The following is a 22,518-nucleotide window of genomic DNA, read 5'->3' as shown; positions in this document are numbered from 1 at the left end:
TGTGTCTAACTTTCATAATGGTAAAAGAGTGTCAAAAAAGACAGAAAATTACAGTTTTCCCTGTTGCCAACAGCGTTCGCGCTGCACCAGGGATAACGCCGTAGTTTCTGGGCCTTTTTTTCTGCTTTTGATCCGGGTTTACTGGCCGTAGCGAAAGAGAGTACATTAGTAATGTAAGAAAATTACAAATATCCTGCATCGAGGAGATGAACATGGCGGTAACCTCTACAGCCCAGGCCTGTGACCTGGTTATTTTCGGCGCGAAAGGCGATCTGGCGCGTCGTAAACTGCTGCCTTCCCTGTACCAGTTAGAGAAAGCCGGTCACATCCACCCGGATACCCGTATCATCGGGGTAGGCCGTGCCGAGTGGGATAAAGAAGCTTATACCAAGGTGGTCAAGGAAGCCCTGGGCACCTTTATGAAAGAAAAGCTGGACGATGAGCTTTGGGCCACGCTGAGCGCACGCCTGGACTTCTGCAATCTGGACGTCAACGACAGCAAGCACTTCGCTGAATTGGGCAAGATGCTGGACCAGAAACATCGTACCACCATCAACTATTTCGCCATGCCGCCAAGCACCTTTGGCGCCATCTGCAAGGGCCTGGGCGAGGCCAAGCTGAACAAAGAGCCGGCGCGCGTGGTGATGGAAAAGCCACTTGGTACTGACCTGGCATCCTCACGGGTGATCAACGATCAGGTTGCTGAGTACTTTAACGAATCCCAGGTTTACCGTATCGACCACTATCTGGGCAAAGAAACGGTACTGAACCTGCTGGCGCTGCGCTTTGCCAACTCCCTGTTTGCTTCCAACTGGGATAACCGCACTATCGATCACGTGCAGATCACCGTGGCGGAAGAGGTGGGTATTGAAGGGCGCTGGGGTTACTTCGATCAGGCCGGGCAGATGCGCGACATGATCCAGAATCACCTGTTGCAGATCCTGACCATGATCGCCATGTCGCCACCGGCAGACCTGACCACTGACCGTATCCGTGATGAGAAAGTGAAAGTGCTGCGCTCGCTACGCCGTATCGATCAGACCAATGTCCGGGAAACCACCGTGCGCGGCCAGTACACCGCAGGCTTTGTGCAGGGTAAAAAAGTGCCGGGCTACCTGGAAGAGGAAGGGGCAAACAAGAGCAGCAACACCGAGACTTTTGTGTCCATCCGCGTCGATATCGACAACTGGCAATGGGCCGGGGTGCCGTTCTATCTGCGTACCGGTAAGCGTTTGCCGACCAAATGTTCAGAAGTGGTGGTGTACTTTAAAAACCCACCGCTGAACCTGTTCCGTGACTCCTATCAACAACTGCCACAGAACAAGCTGACCATTCGCCTGCAGCCGGACGAAGGGATCGAAATCCAGGTACTGAACAAGGTGCCGGGGCTGGATCACAAACATCGTTTGCAAACCACCAAGTTGGATCTGAGCTTCTCGGAAACCTTTAACCAGGAACACGTGGCCGATGCCTATGAGCGTCTGCTGCTGGAAACCATGCGTGGTATCCAGGCGCTGTTTGTGCGCCGTGACGAAGTGGAAGAGGCCTGGAAGTGGGTTGACTCAATCATGGATGCCTGGAAAGCGGACAACGAAGCGCCTAAGCCCTACCAGTCTGGGACTTGGGGGCCGGTGGCTTCCGTCGCGATGATCACGCGTGATGGCCGTTCGTGGAACGAATTCGAATAAGCAGCAATTAACCTGTTCCCTCTCCCTCACCCTAACCCTCTCCCAAAAGGAGAGGGAACCGATCGAGCTCGCCGCTGCCTAGGTATTCTTTCTGAGGCCAGAGGTAGATTGAGACCGATTTATTATTGGAGCGGTAGGGGGCTTATTGAGAGCACCGTTCAGCTCCCTCTCCTTGGGGAGAGGGCTGGGGTGAGGGGCTGGTAACACGTCAACAGAATTAGCCTAGGTGACCGGCGTCAGCCTGTCTGCTGGCTTTTAGCGGTGCGATCGGAATCTGCAGCGATGCGGAGCCCTGTGGCAGGGGCGTGCCATACACCAACCGAAAGTAATGGAGAGAATGACGATGAAAAACTGGAAAACCAGTGCAGAACAGATCCTGACGGCAGGCCCCGTAGTTCCGGTGATTGTGATTAACAAACTGGAACACGCTGTGCCGTTGGCTAAAGCACTGGTTGCAGGTGGCGTGCGCGTGCTGGAAGTGACGCTGCGTACCGCCTGTGCGATGGACGCGATTCGTGCGATCGCCAAAGAAGTTCCTGATGCCATCATTGGTGCGGGCACGGTGATCAATCCGCAGCAGCTGCAAGAAGTGACCGAGGCTGGCGCTCAGTTTGCCATCAGCCCTGGCCTGACCGCCGATCTGCTGAAAGCTGCTACCGCAGGCAGCATTCCGTTGATCCCGGGTATCAGCACCGTTTCCGAGCTGATGTTGGGGATGGATTATGGCCTGCGCGAGTTTAAATTCTTCCCAGCGGAAGCCAATGGCGGCGTCAAGGCGCTGCAAGCCATTGCTGGGCCGTTCTCACAGGTGCGCTTCTGCCCAACCGGAGGCATCACGCCGAACAATTACCGTGACTATCTGGCACTGAAAAGCGTGCTGTGCATCGGTGGTTCCTGGTTAGTGCCTGCGGATGCGCTGGAAAGCGGCGACTATGCACGTATCACCGAATTGGCGCGTGAAGCCGTCAAGGGTGCTACCGCCTAAACCCGCGTTCGCTCCTGCTGATGCCAATCCTCTGTGATTGGCATTTTTTTTGCCTGTAAATACCACAACTTCACATATTGCGGTGGTTGCTATCAACTTACTGAATGGATTCCCTGATGAAGCGGGCCTAAAGCTATGGGGCGTGAAAAAGATTGAATTATGGCAGATCGCTATATATGATAATGAGAATGGTTATCCTTACGATGCTGTTTGCAAAATGAGTCAGCATATCTAACCCGCTGGGTACATTTCTGGCAGTATCTTAACGTATATCTTTTCGGGTCAGGATTGGCTTGAAATATTTTTCCGGTAAATAGATTTTATGCGGGATTTGTTCAGACAGGAAGTCACAGAACATCAACGGGCCAAATGGGCTGGCAAAGCGTTATTGATAACGGGTATGCCTGCTTGGTGCTTCGGCGTTTTATCACTATTCTTTCTTCTTGTTTTTCTTGCCTTCCTTATATTGGGTAGCTACACCCGCCGCATCAATGTGTATGGAGAAATAACTACCTTTCCTCGCTCGGTAAACGTGTTTGCGCCACAACAGGGATTCATCGCAGAGCGATTTGTCGGCATTGGCGATGTGGTCAAAAAGGGTCAGCGCCTATATCAACTAGATGTCAGCCGTGTGACGGATACCGGTAAAGTCAGCGCCAATACGCGTTTGGCGCTGGAAAACCAGGTACAGCATGTCGATAGCATTATTTTGAAGCTACAAGACAATAAACGTATGACGTTGGAGAATCTACACCAGCAAAAGCAGCAGTATCAAGCGGCCCATTCGCAATCCAAACAGTTGCTGAATAACGCACGTGAAGGGGTCGGCTTTGCTCAAGATAACATGCGCTCATATAAGGAATATCAACGACGCGGCCTGATAACCAAAGATCAGCTTAACGGGCAGACTTATTCATTTTATCAGCAACAAAGTCTGTTCCAAAATTTGTATAGTCAGCATATCCAGGAATCACTGCAAATCACTAATCTGGAGAGTGATATTGTTACGCGCGCAGCGGATTTTGATAACCAGATTTCTCAGTACCAGTTTCAGCGTAATGATTTACAGCGTCAATTGGCTGAAGCAGATGCCAGCGGAGCGTTGATAGTTAACGCACCAACCGATGGTCGTATCGAGTCTCTAAGCGTTACGCCAGGACAAATGGTCAATAGTGGCGATAGTTTGGTGCAGATTATCCCTCGTAGCGATGCGATTTATCAGTTAGTGCTGTGGTTGCCGAACAGTAGCGTACCCTATGTCTCTGCGAATGATGCCATCAACATTCGCTATGACGCCTTTCCCTACGAAAAATTTGGACAATTTCCCGGCAAGATCGAAAGCATTGCTTATGTTCCTGCCTCCGTTCAAGAAATGTCCACTTACAGCAGTTCCCCCGTGCATCAAACGGCCGCGCAGACCGCATCTTATTACAAAGCCATCATCGCGCTGGAAAAAATGCACATCAGTTATCAGGGCAAAGTGCTGCAGTTGACTAACGGTATGTATGCCCAGTCGACGCTTTTCCTGGAGAAAAGGCCCTTATATCAATGGATGTTTTCGCCTTTTTACGATATGAAAAAAAGTCTGATGGGACCGATAAATGACTGATTCTTATTTCGCGACGCTGACTGGAAGATTGAACTTGGCACTTGGTAGAAAGGTGCCGCAGATCCTGCAAGCGGAGGCATCTGAATGCGGTTTGGCTAGCTTGGCGATGGTGTGTCATTACCACGGGTTGCAAATCGACCTGTTCAATCTGCGCAACCGCTACGGCTTTTCTTCACGTGGGGCAACGATGGCCTCATTGATCGATATAGCAAATGCACTGAGGTTACAATCGCGCGCACTGTCACTGAACATCGACGAACTTAAGGTGTTGAAAATGCCCTGTATCCTCCATTGGGATATGAAGCACTTCGTTGTGCTGGTCAGTATCAGCCGCGGACGAGCGGTGATCCACGATCCGGCTTTCGGGCGTAAGGTGATGGAATTGCATGAGCTCTCGCGGCACTTCACCGGGGTAGCACTCGAACTGTGGCCTGACAGCGAATTTCAACCAATCAAGCAGCAGAGCAGGTTACGTTTTCGCAAGCTCATGGCCAACGTGCGCGGCCTCAAGGGGGCATTGTTTAAGATCTTCTGTCTTTCGATAGTTATTGAAGCCATCAACCTGTTGCTGCCAGTTGGCACGCAGTTGGTTATGGATCATGTCATCCTGGCTGGTGACCATGACCTTTTGGCTTTGATATGCATAGGATTGTTGTGCTTCATTTTATTCCGTACTGGCGTATCCATGCTGAGAACGTGGATTTCCATTGTTATGGGGGCGCTGATAGACGTACAGTGGAAAGCGGGGGTTTTCGATCATCTGCTGAAACTGCCTCTTTCTTTTTTCGAAAAGCGCAAGCTGGGTGATATTCAATCCCGCTTCGGTTCGCTGGATACAATCAGAACCACCTTTACCACCAGCATCGTTAGCAGCATTATCGATGGCATCATGTCAGTAGGCGTGTTTATTATGATGTTGCTTTATGGCGGTTGGCTAGTGTGGGTAGTGCTCGGCTTCACGGCGGTATACATCATCTTACGGCTATCGACATACCAATATCATCGGCAACTGTCGGAAGAGCAACTGGTAAAGGGCGCGCGGGCAAGTTCTCACTTTATGGAGACGTTGTATAGCATTGGTACCTTAAAAGCATTGGGATTATCCGAGACTCGGGCACAGTTTTGGTTAAACCTGAATGTGGAAACGATTAACGCTGGCATCAAGTTAACCAAGCTGAATATGATGTTTGGCGGGCTTGGCGCGTTTATTGCGACCTGCGATCAGGTGATCATTCTGTGGTTAGGGGCTGCGTTAGTGATCGACAATCAAATGACGCTCGGGATGTTTGTTGCTTTCAACGCTTATCGAGGCCAATTTTCTGACCGTGCCAGCAGCCTGATCGACATGATGCTCCAGTTGCGTATGCTAAGTTTGCATAATGAAAGGATAGCGGATATCGTATTATCGCCGCCGGAACAGCAAATGCCAATTCGCCAGCTATTTGCCAAAGGCCAGGCGGTGGAACTTCAGATTCGAAATCTGCGTTATCAATACGATCGTCAAACCAAGCCTATTATTGCCGACTTAAACCTCAGCATAGCAGCGGGTGAAAGTGTGGCGATCGTCGGTCCATCCGGTGTGGGTAAGACCACGTTGATGAAATTGATGTGCGGATTGCTGACGCCGGATGAAGGCGCGATTCTGGTTGACGGTCTGGATATCAGTAATATCGGTGTGAATAATTATCGCCAGTGTATTGCCTGCGTGTTGCAGGATGACAAGTTGCTGGCAGGTTCGATTGCTGAAAATATTTCGGGATTTGATGCTGAGTGGGATTTTCAGCGAATTGAGGCTTGTGCCCGCCGATGCAATATGCATGACGATATTCAAAATATGCCAATGGGATACGAAACGTTAATTGGGGAGTTGGGGGGCAGTTTATCTGGTGGACAGAAGCAGCGATTGTTGATCGCGCGTGCACTTTATCGCAGGCCAAGTATATTGTTTATGGACGAGGCAACTAGCCATTTGGATCTGAAAAACGAGCTGCATATCAATGATGCTATTGCGAAAATGAATATTACCCGCGTTATCATCGCGCATCGCCCTTCGACGATTGCCTCAGCGGATAGAGTCATTACGTTAGTGTGAAAATAGAGATGGTGTGATCAAATACTTTTATCTCTATGTGTAAATATTAATTTAAGGTGGCGTAAAGCTATGAAACCCTATGTATTAATAATTTCACATAATCCTGATAATACAAGCGGTATCATTTATGCTAAACAGTGGTGCGGGTGAGGCATTGAGCTTCTTGGCCAATAACGGCTGAACTTGGCTATTATTTATAATGCATTTAAACGTATGTAAGTGATCTAAATAACATGTTTTCGGTGGTTTATTTATTGAACTATCATCTTTAAAATGTTATCTTTTCTATTCCATTAATAGGAAATGGAGGTTTTATGTTTTTAGTTCTAATGGTCTTACAGTTCGTTGTCGCTTTTTTCGCATATGATTATTGTGAAAAAAGATTAGATAAATTAAATAGTAAATAACCTAAACAAGCAGGGTCGTCATTTTTCGACTCTGCTTTCTATTTCATCCACGATGAAGCTAGGCCTGACTCTGTTTCCATCGTCTGTTCGGTGAAGGATAAGTGAGTATTTAAAAAACCTAATAATGCAGACTCCGGTATATCTTGTGGTAATTCTAAGGTGTCAATTATTGTTAAGAAAATTGCTCTTAGTAGAACCCCAGGGCCTGAGATATTCAACGTTAGCCTCGAATTGTTTTTGTATCCATCAAGAGCATAATTGAAAATAAAGTCATTCTGGATGTTGCTTTCTACCAACAAAAATATTTTTCTATAATTTTCATTTATAATCTTTAGCGAGAGGTCTATTGCTGCTGAATTACTGTTGGCGACTATAACGTTACTAAAAAACACATTGTTCTTTTTTTTATGTCTGCTGAGTAGAGGTATGTCGAAAGGGATTCTTATTTCTTTCAAACTGCAGAATATACTGTTATTTTCAGTGTTGCGTAAATCCTTTTTCATGGCATTGAACAATGCTGAGCTATCGAAGCAGTCATTGCTCTCAAACATTTTTCTTTCTTTATGTTCTATCTCCCAAAATTTTTCAAATGTCATTGTGTTTTTCATTGCCTCTATTTTTTCATTGTGTTGATCATGCAGGTTATTATCAGTTAAATATCTGTCAGTATGTGGGAAATCAATGTTTATTTTAGGTAGCGTATCGATATCAATGTAAATTCCACCGAACTCTGATAGAACCAGTAGTCTTATCACATCCGATGCTGCGGCGAGATTAGTTCTATAGAATATTTCAAAATTGTAAATTTTAAGTCTCCCTCTGTTTTCATATTTACTAATTAGGGTGTTAATATCCATTATTTTTATGTTGCGATAGCTTGACTTGATGTTAATAAATTCCTTACGTGCTTTATTTATATAACGACTCGAGAATTTTTTACCTGATACATCAGTAAGATATTCTGCTATTATTTCGTCATTAAATATATTTCTCTCCTGTGAAAAGTACCAACATTGGCGTTGTGCTCGCAATGCTTCGTCCTTTGAAGTTTCATCGGGACGCAATGTTGCTTTTTTTGCTTTCAATAGCTCACCTGCTAAGAGTGTTTTGGGATCCATCCATAACATAACACGATAGTCATTATTACACTTTGCCCATAACTCAACATGCTTGAGTTGAATTTTTGATATTTCACCAATCCAAATAAAGTGAATTAATTTGTTGTTTAATTCTTTGTGTGTATTTGAGTTAAAAGCGAGTTGGTATAAGACTAATAGCTTTTTTTTCAGGATGTACATAGGAATGTCATGAAAATTATTTTCTATAGAAATAAGTAACTCATCGATAAAAATAAGACTTTTCAAAATATTGCTGGTGATCTCTGACTCATAAGCGATAGCTGCATGGCTAAATGTTTCGGCGATGGAGTTTATGTTGGCTTCTTTACTGTTGTACGATGACTTAGATATAATTTCAACGTAAACAGTTTCAAGTATGTCTAATAGGATTAATAGTTCATTACTGTGTTTCCCTTTTATTTCATTAGGTTTAATTTTATAGCTATAAAAAAATTTTTCTCGCAGTGTGGCTATTTTATCGCTTAGCTTTTTCATTTGTCATAATGCCCTCCTTTAAGGAGGGCATTCTCAATGGTTAAATGTTCAGTTCTGGTTAAAATGGCTGTTATTTGAAGAGCCATTATTACTAGGTACTCTTGAACCTATAATGGTTCCAGCATTTGTGCTCGGGCTGTTATTGCCTAAACCAGATGCTCCAGCAAGAATACCGCTGTAACCACCAGAAACGTTTTCAAGAAATTCCTTATCTAATTCTTTCATGTTAATCTCTCTCTATTTAGTGTGTTATTTCGTGGGTTGGTGTGCATAACCCGCATGTTGCAATGCTCTGACTGAATTGGTTTTTTACATAAGGATTAGATTTATCGAATGTTCGATCTTCTCTAATTAAGTAAAAACCAAGCGAAATCAGACACGGATAGGATTGATTTTTTGGTACACCTCCTGTTATAAGATAGTATTTGATAATATTAAAAACCAAATGTGTCAAATAAAAATAGCTGCAAAATATTTAGTATGTTCTCTATCGCATTTCTCCTATCAGACATTACAAATTGAGCAATAGAGATTTCAACGTATTATGAAGCAATGTGCTGTCAAGAATGCTGTAATGCGTTTCTGCGCAACAGGTGATACTAACATTATGAGATGATTGTGCTCTCCACCTCTGTGAAAGGTCGGGTTGTTTACGTAATCGTTCTTGGTTAAGCCATAACGTCAACGGAATGTTGAGTTTCGGTAGTTCACCTGCGCTATCAGTCAGTTCGAACGCTTTTTTTATCGCCAAACAAAAGGCTTCAGCATGCTCAAGCGTAATTTTTTCAGCAAGGACAGACTGATTCAAAACGAAGTGCCCCCTGACTTCGTCGATAGTATTGCTCTGAGGTGGCGTTTTTCCAGGCTGGTATAAACGACGAGCTATACCGAGAGAGTCGAAAAGGTTTAGATAACACTGTGCGACGCTAAAGTGACGTTTCTTCGACGGGGATGACGACGGTAAACTGCTGTCGATGACGACAGCATGCGCAAATGACTCGCCTTGCTGTGTGGCTAAGGCCGCCATATGGATGGCTAATTGACCGCCCAACGACCAACCTGCGATCACTGCCGATGCACGTTCGCTTTGTGGAATGCTAGCTAAATGTTCGGCAGCCAACTGCTGCATGGTCACGGAGACGCTGTCTCCTGGCCCCGCCAATCCCGGACTGGCGATCGTTCTGACGTTGGCATAAGGAGACAACTTCCGTATCAATCTGCTGTATTGGTGAATTTGTCCGCCAGCACCATGTACCAAATACAGCGTAGGTAGTGAAGGACGGTTTACTGTCTCGGACAGTACCGACAGCGCTAACGGGCTATTCTGATGAATGCGTTCGGCAAGAGACGTTAGCTGTTGGTAGCTAAGAATTTCGGCAAGCGTCAACTCGACGTTCAAGGCTCGTTTAATTTTCCCCAAGAAGGTAATGCCGGACAGCGAACTGCCGCCATTGCGGAAGAAACTAGCGTGGGGATCTATCTGATTGGGCTCGCAACCCAGCGTTTCTGCCAGTAGCATCTGTAGATGCTGCAACTCAGCCGCGATTGTTGGAGAGATTGGGCCTGGTTGGGCCTGTAAGAGAACGTCGTTCGAGGATAATAATGAACGATCCAATTTTCCATTGTGCGAGAGTGGGAAGTGTTCGATGACGTGGTATCGCGTTGGCGCCATATAGGCAGGTAGCGCGGAGGCCACATGTTCTCGCAGTTGCACTTCCGCTTGCGCACTCGATTTTCCCTCTGGCGTCAATACTATATAAGCTTCTAGGTGACGTATGCCACTGTCTGGATCGTTGCAGCATACTACGCATGCTTCCGAAACCAGTGCGTTGTTTTTAATAACGAACTCGATATCGCCCAGTTCGACACGGAATCCTTGTAATTTAACCTGTTGGTCTTCGCGGCCAAGAAATTCGATATAGCCGCAGCGATTCCAACGACCGCGATCGCCTGTGCGGTACAGACGGCCACCGAGCTCTGAGCACGCAATAAAACTGTCGGAGGTGGTTTGCCGATCGCGCCAATATTCGCGTGCTACCCCAGTGCCACCGATATAGATATCACCCGTTGCGCCATAGCCGCACGGCTTATGATTTTCATCCAATACCCACATGTTCTGGTTGGGCAGAGCTACACCATAAGGTATTGCTTTTCTGTATTGTGTATCTCGCGTAAGAGGATGATAAATCGACCAGATCGCCCCTTCAGTCGCACCGCCCAAGCTGGTGATGCACGCGTTAGGGCATAGTCTGTGCGCTTGTGCGATCAACCGTGGCGAAATGCGATCTCCGCTCAACCAGATTTGTCGCAATTCAGGCAAGGAAGCGATGTTTTCCTGCTCACAATATTGCATCAGCATTTGCAATATGGCGGGGACAGAGTTCCAGATGCTAATCTGGTTTTGCCGTATTGCAAACAGCCATGAGGCTGGTTCTTTGGCGTCTTGCGCCGACAAACTGATGACCGTGGCACCCGCTAACCAACTGCCGAATAGGTCATAAACCGACAGGTCGAAAGCCAAATCCGCGATGGCTAATATGTTGTCCCGAGGAGAAACATGGAACAGCCAGTTCATAGTTAACAGGGTGTTGGTGACGGCACCATGCTCGATTGCCACGCCTTTCGGAGTTCCTGTTGTCCCCGAGGTGTAAATGACATAAGCGAGATCATGCGCTTTCCCTGGAGTGAAATGAAATTCATCATGCAAGCGGAATGTGGAAAATATCGTATCCAGATCCTGACAATGGGTATCCAACGGATAGCGAGAGTGCCCATGTGATGCGTTATTGATAACCCAATTGCAGCCCGACAATCGGATAACGTCAGCGACGCGTGCGTCCGGCAGTCCCTCTGCGAGAGGCAAATAAGCGCGGCCTGACAGAAGGATACCGAGCGCCACGATGGCTTGCAGCGCACCGCGAGGGAGATCGATAGCGATCAGTGCTTCCTGAACAGTATGAGTTTCCAGCCAATATGCGACTGTACTAGCATGATGAAGCAGTTCATCGTAGGTCCACACGCGCTCACCTTCGATCAATGCTGGCAGGGCTGCATGTTCGTTACCGGCGCGCCACAGCTGCTGCGAAAGGTTTTGGTGAAGAAACTCCGGCATCTCCGCGCCCATAGAAAGCTTGCGCAATTGCGCGATATCGTTAGTTGGCGTTAGGGAGTAACGGCCGACGGTTTGCATGGGATCGTGTGAAATTTGCTCCAGCAGAAGCGCATAAGCTTGCGACAATGCTTTGATGCGTTGAGGTGCGAACAGCTTGGCGTTGTATTGCCATTCAAATTGAATGCCGTCCATGGTGGAGATGACTTCCAGCACCAGATCAAATTTAGGCGGGGCATAATTTCTCGGCAGCGTATCAACCTGCGCTGAACCAAAAATCAGTTCGTTGCTTTTGCGATGTTGGCAAACGAACATGATCTGGAAAATGGGATGAAATTTGCCGCGTGCAGGTTTCAATTGTTCAACCAAATAGGAGAAAGGCAGTCCCTGATGCTTAAACGCGCGGGCAAATTTATCGGCGCTTTTTTGCAATAAAGTACTGAATTTGTCGTCTGTGTTGATATGAAATTGGTGAGCTACAGTGTTAACGAAACTTCCAACGGCAGAGTTTAATGCCGGTTCGTTTCTGTTGGCGACCGGGCTGCCGATGACCACTCGTTCCGAAGCCGACTCCCTGGCGATGAGCAGAGCGAAGGCTGTGTGCAGCAATGCAAATAGTGACGTACCGGCGCGTTTAGCCTGTTGCGTCAAGGCTTGCTGCAAATCGCCAGCCAGCGTTTCTCTGACGATGTTTTGCGCTTTATCCGTTGCAGTAATGGCAATGTCATAGTCCAATGTGTGTTTTTCAGGAGCATAGCGCAGCTCATCAAGCCAAAACTCAAGGCTATCATTGACGTTTGCGACGGTTAGAAAAGGATCTTCAAGGAAGCGGAAAAAAGCATGGCTGTCGTCATACTGAGGACGATGTTCTTCATCAGAACAGTAGTCACGGCTGAGTTCGTCAACCAGTAAGTTGGCAGTCCAGCCATCCACTATGCAATGGTGGAAGGTCAAAAACAGATAGTGGTGCTGCGCGTTTTTTCTCAGGATACGGCAACGCAGTGGGAGTTCTGCGCCAAGATTGAACGGAACGCTGCATTGTGCTTCCAGAGCGGACATCACGCTGTTTTGCTGCGCCTCTTCATCAAGCGTGTTGATATCTTCCAGGCAACGTTCAAAAATGGTCGTATCGGGGGAAACGATATCGACGGCGATGTTTTCACCGTCAAGCTGATAGCGACCGCATAGCGCAGCATGACGTTTAAGCATTTTTTTCAACGCGGAAATCAAGCGTGCGGGCTCAAAGGTTCCGATGATCTCCTTGGCTATCGGGATATTATACATGGGGCTATTTTTCGTGAAGTTTTCGTATAGCCAGAGGTATTGTCCCGCATAACGGTTGACGAGATATTTCGGTTTTTTCCCTTCGTCCTGCGCGGATTTAGCCGCTGTGCATGTAGAAAGAAATGCTGCTATGTCTGGTTGCGCGGCATTGATTTCGGTATCGGTGATATTGCTGATTTCCAGATGCTGTGGCGATAGCTTGCCGAAGTTGGCACCTTTTTTTGCCATTTCCATCAGATGTATCAGGCCTGCTACGCTCATAAACTCACTCCTTCCCTAAGGGGGGTACGTCTTGCTTGTCACTGCGTCCATGACATGGCTGCTGCTTGCTGTTCGCGGCAATTAAATTGAGCCAGTAAGACAAGTCGCAAAGTTGTACCCCAGGGTTCCTTTGTTGTACCGCAGCGAAAGCGGTTTGGTGATCGGTACTCTCTCTATCGTCGATGCCGAGACTCTTAAGTACGCAACCTCGCAGCCTCTCATTGGTGGTATCAAATCGAATATGGGGAAAGTATCCCAACTGTGCTGAAAGGGCGATCAGTTCGATTAAGCCATCATCGATGAACCTAAGACTGTGATCGGCTTTGCGCAGCAACAGCAGCTTTTCGTGCCGGTATCCGTTCAATAGATCTTGCGTGATCTTGGTACTGCTTGAAGCGTTGCACAGAAAGATCATTTTTTGCACTTTCCCCGCCAGTGCGTGCAACAATAGAGGTAGGGTGTTGAGCCAGCTTGCATATTGCAAAGGTGCTTCCGGCACGTTAAATACTGCGGCGGCCAGCAGTTGACCTGTGTAGCAATGAGCATCTTCCTGCGACGTGAGAATGCGCGCGTTATGTTCGGAGGGGAGGGTCTCCAGCAAACGGCGTTCGTCTAAGCCTTCGGGCTGTTGGAAAAACAGCACGGGGCTTGTCGACGAGTTCGCATTGACGGATAGACAGCGGCTGATGGCGCAGCGAATATCCAGATGGTGTTGACTTAGCCCATAACGTGAGAGTGCCAGCTGTGTAATATGTTGGCAAAATTCTGCGAGGCTCGGGTGTTCAAAGATATCCCGCAGGTTCAAATCGAACTGACAGTAAGCGTTAAGTGCATTAATGATTTTTATCGCTTGCAAGGACTCACCGCCGAGAGTGAAAAAATCGCCATCTTCACTGCCCAACGTCCTCAGCCAAATTTCCTGGACTAATGTGTTGAACGTCGTTGAGTGCAACTCATCTTTCAGCGTTGATTCCACGGAGTGCCGTTCAAGCGTGCGATAATCGATCTTGCCGTTAGGTAGTTTTACCAGTGGCGTTTGATGGTGTATGAAGCTTTTGGGAATGTGCGAGTTGGGCAGCATCCCGAACAGCGTGCGTCGGCCAAGCTCATCCAGCGGTTGCGGGCTGTGATAATGCGCGTAAAGCACCGCGCCAGTGTCCCCACTTTTTGCCAACACGGCGACTTCGACAACGCCTGGGAGTCTGCCGATGCAAGCTTCTATTTCGCGCATGTTGACTCGCTTGCCTGCGATTTTTGTTTCGTGAACTTTGCGCCCAAGGAATAATAACTGCCGGTCCTGATCCAAGCAGGCGATATCACCGGTGCGATAGGCGAGTATTTGTCGATCGCCCATCTCAATCGTCACGAATTTTTCCGCGCTCAGTGCTGGCTGATTTAGGTACCCCAAGCAGACAGTAGCCCCGGCGATTAACAGTTCGCCGCTGCACCCCAGTGGAACCGTTGCGAGATTCTCGCCGACGATCGCTACGAATACGCCGCTGAGCGGGGAGCCGATTGTAATGGCGGCATCATCGTTTTTGACCTCTGCGGCTGTAGCCACCACTGTTGCCTCGGTCGGGCCATAGGTATTGATTAACCGCCTACCGCAGGGAGGCTGTAAGAACCAGAGCTCCTTGGCGCGTGCCGAAAGGCTTTCCCCTCCGACGATCACTGTTTTGACCGATGCCGGCAATTGCAGTTCTCCTCCGAGTGCAAACAGTAACTCGTTAAAATAGGCGGTGGGGAGATCCAACAGGCTAAGGCGATGCGTTGCGCAGAATTCTAACAAGTCAGGAAAACTGTGCGCCGAGGCGTCGGGAGCTATATACAGACTGGCGCCAACTGCTAACGTCATAAAAATTTCTTCTATGCTGGCGTCAAAATGCAGAGGAGCAAATTGCAAGACGCGATCGTGCGCTTCAATGTTGTAGCGTTCGATTGCAGCGGCGGTGAAAACGTTAAGCGCCCATCTGCCGCAGATAACACCTTTGGGTACCCCGGTGGTGCCGGATGTAAACATGATATAGCCGATCCCGGCGGGAAACTCGGTATTGTTGGCAGGCATCCGACGATGGAAAAAGGCGCAATGCGTGAAATCCTTTGGTACAGCCAGCGCCAAACTTTGCCAGTGGCACGAGGCGCGGAGCAGTGAATGGCGATTCAACGTGCGCTCGGTTACCAAAATGGCATCGTCAAATTGCTCTAGCAAACGACGATATTCTGCGTCATCGGCGTTCGAGTTCAGATTAACGAACGGCATATTCAATTGCAGTGAGGCCAGCATAAAGATCACTGCCTCTGGCCCTTTGGGCAGGTCGATCAACAGAGCCGTATTTGTTGCGCGGACAGGGGCCAGCAAATTGGACCAGATGCTCACTTGCTGCTGCAAAAGCGCGTAAGACAGTTCCCTAAGAGACTTTGAAGGATGTTCCGGCGTACAAATAGCGAGGTTCTGTGGTGCATGAGTAGCCGTGCGTTCAATGCGTTGCATGACATCAACGACATCGCTATCGTGTTCTTTACCGTACAAAGAAAGTGGGAAATGCTGCCTTAGTTGTCGAACAGAGGCGTTTTCTTGTTCGCTGTGCAGCAATGAGCACAGCTTTTGTACCGCCAGGCTGTGTCGTGCCAGGCTAGCTCGATCATAAAGACCCGAGTCGGCGTCGATTTCCAAGCGAAGTGTCTGGCTATTGATATCGGGACGTAAATTGAATACCAGATCCTGAGCGCCTCCCGAGCGTATGTTGCGTACTACGCTGCGCTGCGTGGGAGAAAACGAAGCCGATGCCTCGAAGGGAATGATATTGACCACTATATTGAACAACGGCAAGTGGCTGGCGTTGCCCCGCATGCTTTTTATCTCTTCATAGCGAAATGCCTGATGTTTTTTGATCTGTTTAAGTTTGCGCTCTACTTCATGCGCCAACTGTAGCCCGGTAGCGGTTTCTTTAATGTCTATGGCCAGCGGGAGTACGTTGGTTTGGCAGGTTAATGCTTGGCGTGCAAGATGCCCCTTGCGCGCCATCATGGGGATGCCGATCACCGGTGCGCTTTCGCCAGTGCAAAAATACAGATGGACCATCACAGCAGCCAGGATCTTCGCCATCCAGGAAGGCTGGTTGGTTTGCAGTGAGAAGAGACTAGCCGAGCACAGAAAAGACTCTGTGTGACGGATAACCCGCCCCGACGGCATGTTGGTACGTGCTAGTGTCGTTGGGACTGGTAGCTGGGAACAGGTCTTATGCCAAAATTGTTTGTCCGCCTGATAGCCCGCTGAAAATTTGTATTCGGACTCTGCTTTGAGCAGTTCATTGAGTGTTGGAGTTTCGGATAACCTCTGTGGCTGCAAGGGCAAATTTCTGTAGGTTTCAGCGACTTGATGAATCAGCAGATAGGCGCTATAGCCATCAAGCAGCAGATGATGACTGCAGAAATACCATAGAAAATGGTTTTCACCCAGCGACAGGATTTTTTGTCTGAATAGTGGTGGTGTATTCAACAAAAATGACTGCCCGGCATCTTCCTCCATTAGCGCAAGAGCAACGGCCATGCTATCGTCATGATGCGATAGGTCCACTAACTCCACCGCAGCTTTACACACTGTGGTGCATTGATAAGGAACCCCATTATCTTCTGCAAACATTGTATAAAGCGTTGGCGTTTGGCTGAACACCCAATCAATGGCGTCCTTCATTCGCGCGATATCTAGCGGGTGACTTATTTCAACATATTCAGCGATGTTATAAATAGACTTGTCGTTGCTGATCTTGTTGCCGTAATAAAACCCAACCTGCGGATCCAGTAATTTATTTTTGATCATGTCTCATCCCCCGACTTTGTCGTTGTTATTTTTTTCACAACCATCAGCTTTCCGGATCTTTTTGCACGCCAAAAAACGGTGTCGTTATCTATTATCGGTGCTATGCCTGCAAGATAGTCCATGCACAGTCGGGCACTACCAGGTTGGCAACAAAAGTCCAAAATGCATAGCGCACCTCCTTCGTTCCATTCGGAGCTATGGGGGATGAATGAGGGTTCGCTGATGAAACGTGCCAATGTGTCTTCTCTAAAATAGGCCCAGGTAATATATCCTAAAGGGTTGTCCAGATGATCGAACAGGATCTTGAACTGGTTCTGATTGATGGCTTGTTGAGTCCATAGTTGCAGTGTTTTGACATGATACAAACTGTAATTGCTATTCATTAGCATGCAACTAAGGGCAAAACCCAAGTTTTCATATTGGTTGAATTCACTTCTACCGTGGCAGTTTTCTTTGACAAAGCTCACTAAATCTCTCCTTAGACTTATTATTGCAACACATTTATCGCCTGGCGCTCGAAGCGCATTTGGTATGTCTGCAATTGTTCGGTGATCTTATCTATTTCACCGTGCCAACCTGCTATTTCCTGATAGATGGTTTCACGGTTCATGAAGGCACGAGAACCCAGCCTCCTGCTGACGGTATCTTTCATCTCTTTATGCAGTTCAGTTCTGCTTTTGCCCTTTGACCGCGATTCGTGGAGATATTTCTCACATAGTAGATGGAAAGTTTGCGAGAATCGCTCCTCCGCTGTCGCAGAATTTTGTGTAGAAACGCCGTTTGCGGAAGCGTCGACCAACTGGTGTAGCAGGGTGATAGCCGGATGCGTATTTCCCTGGCCCAGACCTTGCCGCTGGGTGAAGATGCCAGCGGACAAGTCAAATATGTTTTGCAGGCGCACGCCGAACGCTATCAAGTCATCGGTAAGTATCAAAGTTTGTAAAAACGTTTTATCAAAACCCGCTATTGCGAGATTCTCTAGCAAACAAGTCTGCCCATAGGTGAAGTTGAAAGAAGCATTAATACCCTGTTGTGTTGCAGCAAGAAATTCTGGGCCGAACCGGTACTTGGCCAGATAAAAGCCAAGATCCAGTACGCCTTGCAGCAGTAACGGCGCATCCTCGTTCAGCTTTTTGTGCTGAATATAGCTGCGGCCAGCCTCTTGTCGTTCACCGGGAAACACGCTGCGCATGCCATGAAAATCGAGCAGTCGACCTTGCATATCGCAATTGGATGGCGATGTCATCATCACCAGATGACGACTGCGACAATAGGCGATCTGGGTAGCAAGACGTTGGGCCAGTTCACAAAGGCCATATAAGGCCCGTTCTTCTTGCGGCAACGTAAGCCATTGTTCTTCATCTAGCGTCAAAGGGCGCGGTAATAGAGAGGGAACGACCGTGATCAATTTCTCCACTCGGATAGCATCCGCTGGCTGCGAGAGCATTGCTGCATGGGGTTGGTAGTACGGAGCGCGGCAAAAATGGGCGGGGCGAATCACGGGTTCGCGCACCAATAAAGCCCGACGTTCATGCACCGTTGACGACACCGATGGCGCATTTTTAACACTGATATTGTCAGCCAGTAATATCGCTTTATTGGGTACAGCACCATATGGAAGCAACTTGGCCATTAAGTTTCCCCATAGCGCTTCTAGCACTGCCCCCGTCAACGTTAGTTCACCATTGACCTGTTTGGACCCTCTACCGACCAATGCATTGGCACCGATGCCTTTAACCTGCCAGCGGCCATCGAAACCGCAGCGAGCACCGCCGCCGTTGCGTGAGATAGCTCCTCCGCCATAGCGTTCGGCATAAAATAATTTTTCATCTGCTAAAAGCGGGGTGCAGGGATCGAAAAGAGAATGCTGTTTATTATCTTTGATAAGATAACTGGCTGCCGTTTTCAGTTCTGCCAATTCATCATCGTCTAAAACATTGCTCCAAAGGAGTTGGGTATCTATCTTTTTTGCCGTAAAGGGAACTAGACACTCATTAAGTGCAGAGAGGCTGATCATTTTAATTTCCTTATTATCATTTTTCCAGCATCTGAGGACTTCGCTTAGTAACCTGTTACTGTTGCAACTCGGCAGCTAATGAAATTGACGAAGTTCACTTTGTTATTGTGCTTACGTGCCGTCAATCAAAGATATGATTTATCGCCATCAGAACCATGGGGAAACGACAGTTCAATCCCTGGTTAATGTTCACATGTAGACTCCTTTCTTGTGAGAGGTGACATACAAAAGAAAATGCCATATTGAAAAGCCATAAATTTTCGATGTCATAACTGCAATCACGTATTTAAGCGTTTTCTGTTTCTGCAATAGTAAAACAAAGATCTTTCGATAATGAGTATGGGAATGATAATCATGCTCATTTACGTATAAAAGTTACAGCGCTTAATCTGAAAAGTCAATAGGGTATTCTCATTATTGTTTCCAAGGTCCGTTTGGAAAACGGAATATCCAGCAACCTGGGCTTCCTCATAAAATCAATACTGGGATATATATTGCTGAAGGGAGGGGTAATACTTATAACTATAACTGGTATCTATAATTACTAGCGATTGGGGTCTTGATGAAAGGAGTAATGGTGATAACGTTCCCTCAAGGGAAGCGCGTGTGACCTGAATTTTTCGCATTTTAAGGCTGCTGAAGTTGTCCGAAGGCTCGGACAAAAATCTGAACTTTATTGCCTGTAAATGCCACAACACCACCATTTCGCGGTGGCCGTCTTCCACAACCCTGTATTAGGATGACCTGTGGCGAGATGGCTCGTCAGCTTGCCAATTACCGTCTATTTCTTCTTTATAACTAATAATAACAACAGGTTAAAATGAAACGTAAAGATGCGGTTCGCCAGGAGCTGGAACGTCTTACCCTTACGCTTAACCGGGAAACGCTTGAACAAAGCGCTGGCGGTTTTGCCGCGGAAACCATCGCTTTTAACCTGGGATTGGCACGTAACTCTGTCAGTAAAGAACTTAACGAGCTACACGCTGAGCGATTGGTCATCAAGATTAAATCCCGTCCGGTGCTGTTTTTGCACCGGGCAGTCTGTGAGCAGTTGATTGAGCAATCTTTGCCAGATGACAGGCTGGAAGCCAAAGATTTACTGGCGCTATTACCCGCCAAAGCCTTGCCGCAGCCAGCCAGTGATGATCCTTTTCATACGGTGATTGGCTATGACCGCAGCCTGCGGTTGTCGGTAGAGAAGGGTAAGGCGGCGGTGCTTTATCCCGGTGGATTGCATGTGTTGCTTACTGGGCCTTCCGGGGTGGGGAAAACCTTCTTTGCCGAGGTGATGCACCAATTCGCCATGGTGCAACAGCCCCAGCGCCAAATCCCGTTGGTGTATTTCAACTGTGCCGAGTACGCCCATAACCCGGAGCTGCTTTCATCCCATCTGTTTGGTCACAAACAGGGCGCGTTTACCGGCGCGATTGAAAGCAAACGTGGCCTGATCGAACAGGCGGACGGTGGCTTTCTGTTACTCGATGAAGTCCACCGCTTGCCCTACGAAGGGCAGGAGAAACTGTTTTCGATCCTGGATAAAGGTGAATATCGGCCACTGGGTTCAAGCGAGAAAGCCCGACCCATCAGCGTACGGCTGATCTGCGCTACCACCGAAAGCCCAGACTCAACACTGCTACGCACTTTCCTGCGGCGTATTCAGGTATCGATTGCCATACCGGCGTTGCGGGAGCGCTCATTGGAGGAACAGGTAGAAATCATTACCGGTTTCTTACAGCTCGAGAGCCGCAAGATTGGCCGCATTATCCGTTTGGATAAGGGGTTGCTGCTCTATCTGCTGGAGAAGCCGCTGAGCGGCAATATCGGCCAACTTAAAAGCGATATCCAGTTTCTCTGTGCCCAGGCCTGGGCCAGCGGTATGGGGCACAGTAGCCCGAGGCTGTTGCTGGATAAGCGGCTGATGGATGTCCCGCACTCTGCTAGCGCAAGCAGTCGCCTGCTGGTTGATGCGCTATTTGGTCAGCAGGAGTATCTGGATATCAGTTCACAGCCTCTTGAGCAGCTTAAGCAGCATCTGAGCGCCTTGAGCAGCGAGCAGGACAGCGATCTGTTTTACACCTATCTGACGCGCGAATACGTCAACCTGCGCAATAGCAACGTGCCGCCGCAGGAAACCCTGTCGATCCTGAAGAACAAGCTACGCACCATTTTTGAATATGGGCTGTACAGCCGCAACGGTGGGGAAAGTGAGGAGCGCTATTATGGCGGTCAGGTCGAGCAACGCATTACGTTGTTGATTGGCTGCATTGAACAGGTGTTGGGTTTCCCACTGCCACAGAATATGGCCGGTCATCTGCGTAAACACCTGCTGGCGCTGCTTTCCTATGTGCAGAAAGGCCTGATCCCCAACCTGTACTCCTCTAGCCTGATCCTGGATTACTGCAAGGATGAGTACGATAACGCCAACCAGCTATGCCGCAAAATCAATGAAATCTTCCATATCCAATGCCCATCGACGGAAATCGTCTACCTGTGTCTGTTTTTGAAGGAGTGCCGCAGTTTCCGCCAGCGCAAGGAGGTTAGCCCTGACTGCGGTGCCATGTTGATCGGCCACGGCACCACCACGGCCAGCAGCATGGCGCACTATGTCAATCGGGTACTGGAATGTGAGCTGTTTACCGCCATCGATATGCCGTTCGAGCAGTCGGTGCATGACACATTGGAATTACTGATCGCCACACTGCGGGAAAAGCGCTATCAGCGCTTGATCCTGATTGTGGATATCGGCTCGTTGGTGCACTTTGCCAGCACCGTCAGCAAACTGTTCCACATTGATGTGCTGCTGATCCAGAACATCACCATGGGGGCGTTGCTGGAGATTGGGCTGGATCTGACCTATGAAACCAGTGATTTCGCCCCCTTGATGGAACTGATGGCCAGCAAAGGGATTGCCCATCAGCTTTACGACCAGCGTGAAGATGAGATCGGCAAGGTGTTGGCAATCTCCTGTATTACCGGGATGGGCACGGCGGTGAAGATCAAGAAAGTGCTGGAGGAAAGCTTCGGTGAGCTGATGGCGGAAGACACCCGCATGGTATTGGTGGATTACAACGAAGTGCGCAGCCTGGAGCGATTGCGTCATGCGATAGGCGGTAACGAACGTCTGGTGGGTATCGTGGGGACCTTCCAGCCCGGCTTGCCGGATATCCCGTTTATCGCGTTGGAAGAGCTGTTCTCCGAACAGGGGCCGGAACTGGTGCTCAGCCTGTTGAACCCGGACCTTGGCAGCGCCGAACGCCAGTTGCAGGTCGAGCGCTGTTCAATGCGTTTTATCAGCGCGCTGACGCTGGAGAGCATCATCAACCATATTTCCGTGCTCAATCCTCAACGTATCCTGCAAGAGATCGAAGCGGTGTTGCATCAGATTTGTCGCACGCTGGATTTACAGCCATCAAGGCAAGTGACACTTCGCTTCCTGATCCACTGCTGTTGCATGGTGGAGCGTATCGTTTTAAGCCACAAACCGTTACAGATTGCCCTGGATGCCCAGCAGGATATCGACCAACAGGCGTTTTCTGTCATCAAAGACGCGTTTTCGCCGATTGAACGTGCCTATTCTATCCGCCTGTCCGATGCGGAATATTTTTATATCTACGAGCTTCTCTACCGCTAGAC

General features: G+C 48.3%; 11 protein-coding genes. 5 read left to right on the top strand and 6 right to left on the bottom strand.

The annotated features are described in order from the left end of the window. Window positions 1-212 precede the first annotated feature (212 nt). The 4 genes from zwf to KGP21_RS16120 all read left to right on the top strand — a co-directional run bounded on the left by zwf (window position 213) and on the right by KGP21_RS16120 (window position 6,374). A complete protein-coding gene (zwf, locus tag KGP21_RS16135; protein ID WP_021181158.1) occupies window positions 213-1,688 on the top strand; it encodes a glucose-6-phosphate dehydrogenase in 1,476 nt (491 codons plus the stop codon). Between the two features lie 343 nt (window positions 1,689-2,031). After that, window positions 2,032-2,673 (top strand): bifunctional 4-hydroxy-2-oxoglutarate aldolase/2-dehydro-3-deoxy-phosphogluconate aldolase, encoded by a 642-nt coding sequence (locus KGP21_RS16130; RefSeq protein WP_021181159.1) that lies wholly within the window; start codon window positions 2,032-2,034, stop codon window positions 2,671-2,673. A gap of 322 nt (window positions 2,674-2,995) precedes the next feature. Next, window positions 2,996-4,282 carry an HlyD family secretion protein gene (locus KGP21_RS16125; protein ID WP_223499905.1) on the top strand — a complete coding sequence of 429 codons (1,287 nt, stop codon included), beginning with the start codon at window positions 2,996-2,998 and terminating at the stop codon, window positions 4,280-4,282. Next, window positions 4,275-6,374, top strand: coding sequence for a peptidase domain-containing ABC transporter (locus tag KGP21_RS16120; protein WP_223499904.1), 2,100 nt, complete (start codon window positions 4,275-4,277; stop codon window positions 6,372-6,374). Before KGP21_RS16125 ends, KGP21_RS16120 begins: the two co-directional genes overlap by 8 nt. Window positions 6,375-6,819: 445 nt before the next feature. On the opposite strand, the gene KGP21_RS16115 is transcribed toward KGP21_RS16120, so the two are convergent. The 6 genes from KGP21_RS16115 to KGP21_RS16090 all read right to left on the bottom strand — a co-directional run bounded on the left by KGP21_RS16115 (window position 6,820) and on the right by KGP21_RS16090 (window position 18,885). Next, on the bottom strand, window positions 6,820-8,394 hold the full coding sequence (locus tag KGP21_RS16115) for a TcdA/TcdB catalytic glycosyltransferase domain-containing protein (RefSeq protein WP_223535655.1): 1,575 nt from the start codon (window positions 8,392-8,394) through the stop codon (window positions 6,820-6,822). 48 nt (window positions 8,395-8,442) lie between these two features. Next, complete coding sequence (locus KGP21_RS16110; RefSeq protein WP_173409193.1) at window positions 8,443-8,619, bottom strand: hypothetical protein; 177 nt, start codon at window positions 8,617-8,619, stop codon at window positions 8,443-8,445. Between the two features lie 286 nt (window positions 8,620-8,905). Then, window positions 8,906-13,048, bottom strand: coding sequence for a non-ribosomal peptide synthetase (locus KGP21_RS16105; protein WP_223535652.1), 4,143 nt, complete (start codon window positions 13,046-13,048; stop codon window positions 8,906-8,908). A gap of 4 nt (window positions 13,049-13,052) precedes the next feature. Continuing rightward, window positions 13,053-16,868: an AMP-binding protein gene (locus tag KGP21_RS16100; protein WP_223535649.1), complete on the bottom strand. Its 3,816-nt coding sequence runs from the start codon at window positions 16,866-16,868 to the stop codon at window positions 13,053-13,055. Next, complete coding sequence (locus KGP21_RS16095; protein WP_209523624.1) at window positions 16,865-17,335, bottom strand: toxin-activating lysine-acyltransferase; 471 nt, start codon at window positions 17,333-17,335, stop codon at window positions 16,865-16,867. The genes KGP21_RS16100 and KGP21_RS16095 overlap by 4 nt, the downstream gene beginning before the upstream one ends. Window positions 17,336-17,355: 20 nt before the next feature. After that, complete coding sequence (locus KGP21_RS16090; RefSeq protein WP_179247580.1) at window positions 17,356-18,885, bottom strand: hypothetical protein; 1,530 nt, start codon at window positions 18,883-18,885, stop codon at window positions 17,356-17,358. Between the two features lie 820 nt (window positions 18,886-19,705). Between KGP21_RS16090 and KGP21_RS16085 the strand changes: the two genes are divergently transcribed. Beyond that, on the top strand, window positions 19,706-22,516 hold the full coding sequence (locus KGP21_RS16085; RefSeq protein WP_223499898.1) for a sigma 54-interacting transcriptional regulator: 2,811 nt from the start codon (window positions 19,706-19,708) through the stop codon (window positions 22,514-22,516). The last annotated feature ends 2 nt before the right edge of the window (window positions 22,517-22,518 follow it).

The organism is Serratia sp. JSRIV004 (assembly GCF_019968705.1).
GTDB lineage: Bacteria > Pseudomonadota > Gammaproteobacteria > Enterobacterales > Enterobacteriaceae > Chania > Chania fonticola_B.
This window is presented reverse-complemented; position numbering and strand designations above follow the sequence as displayed.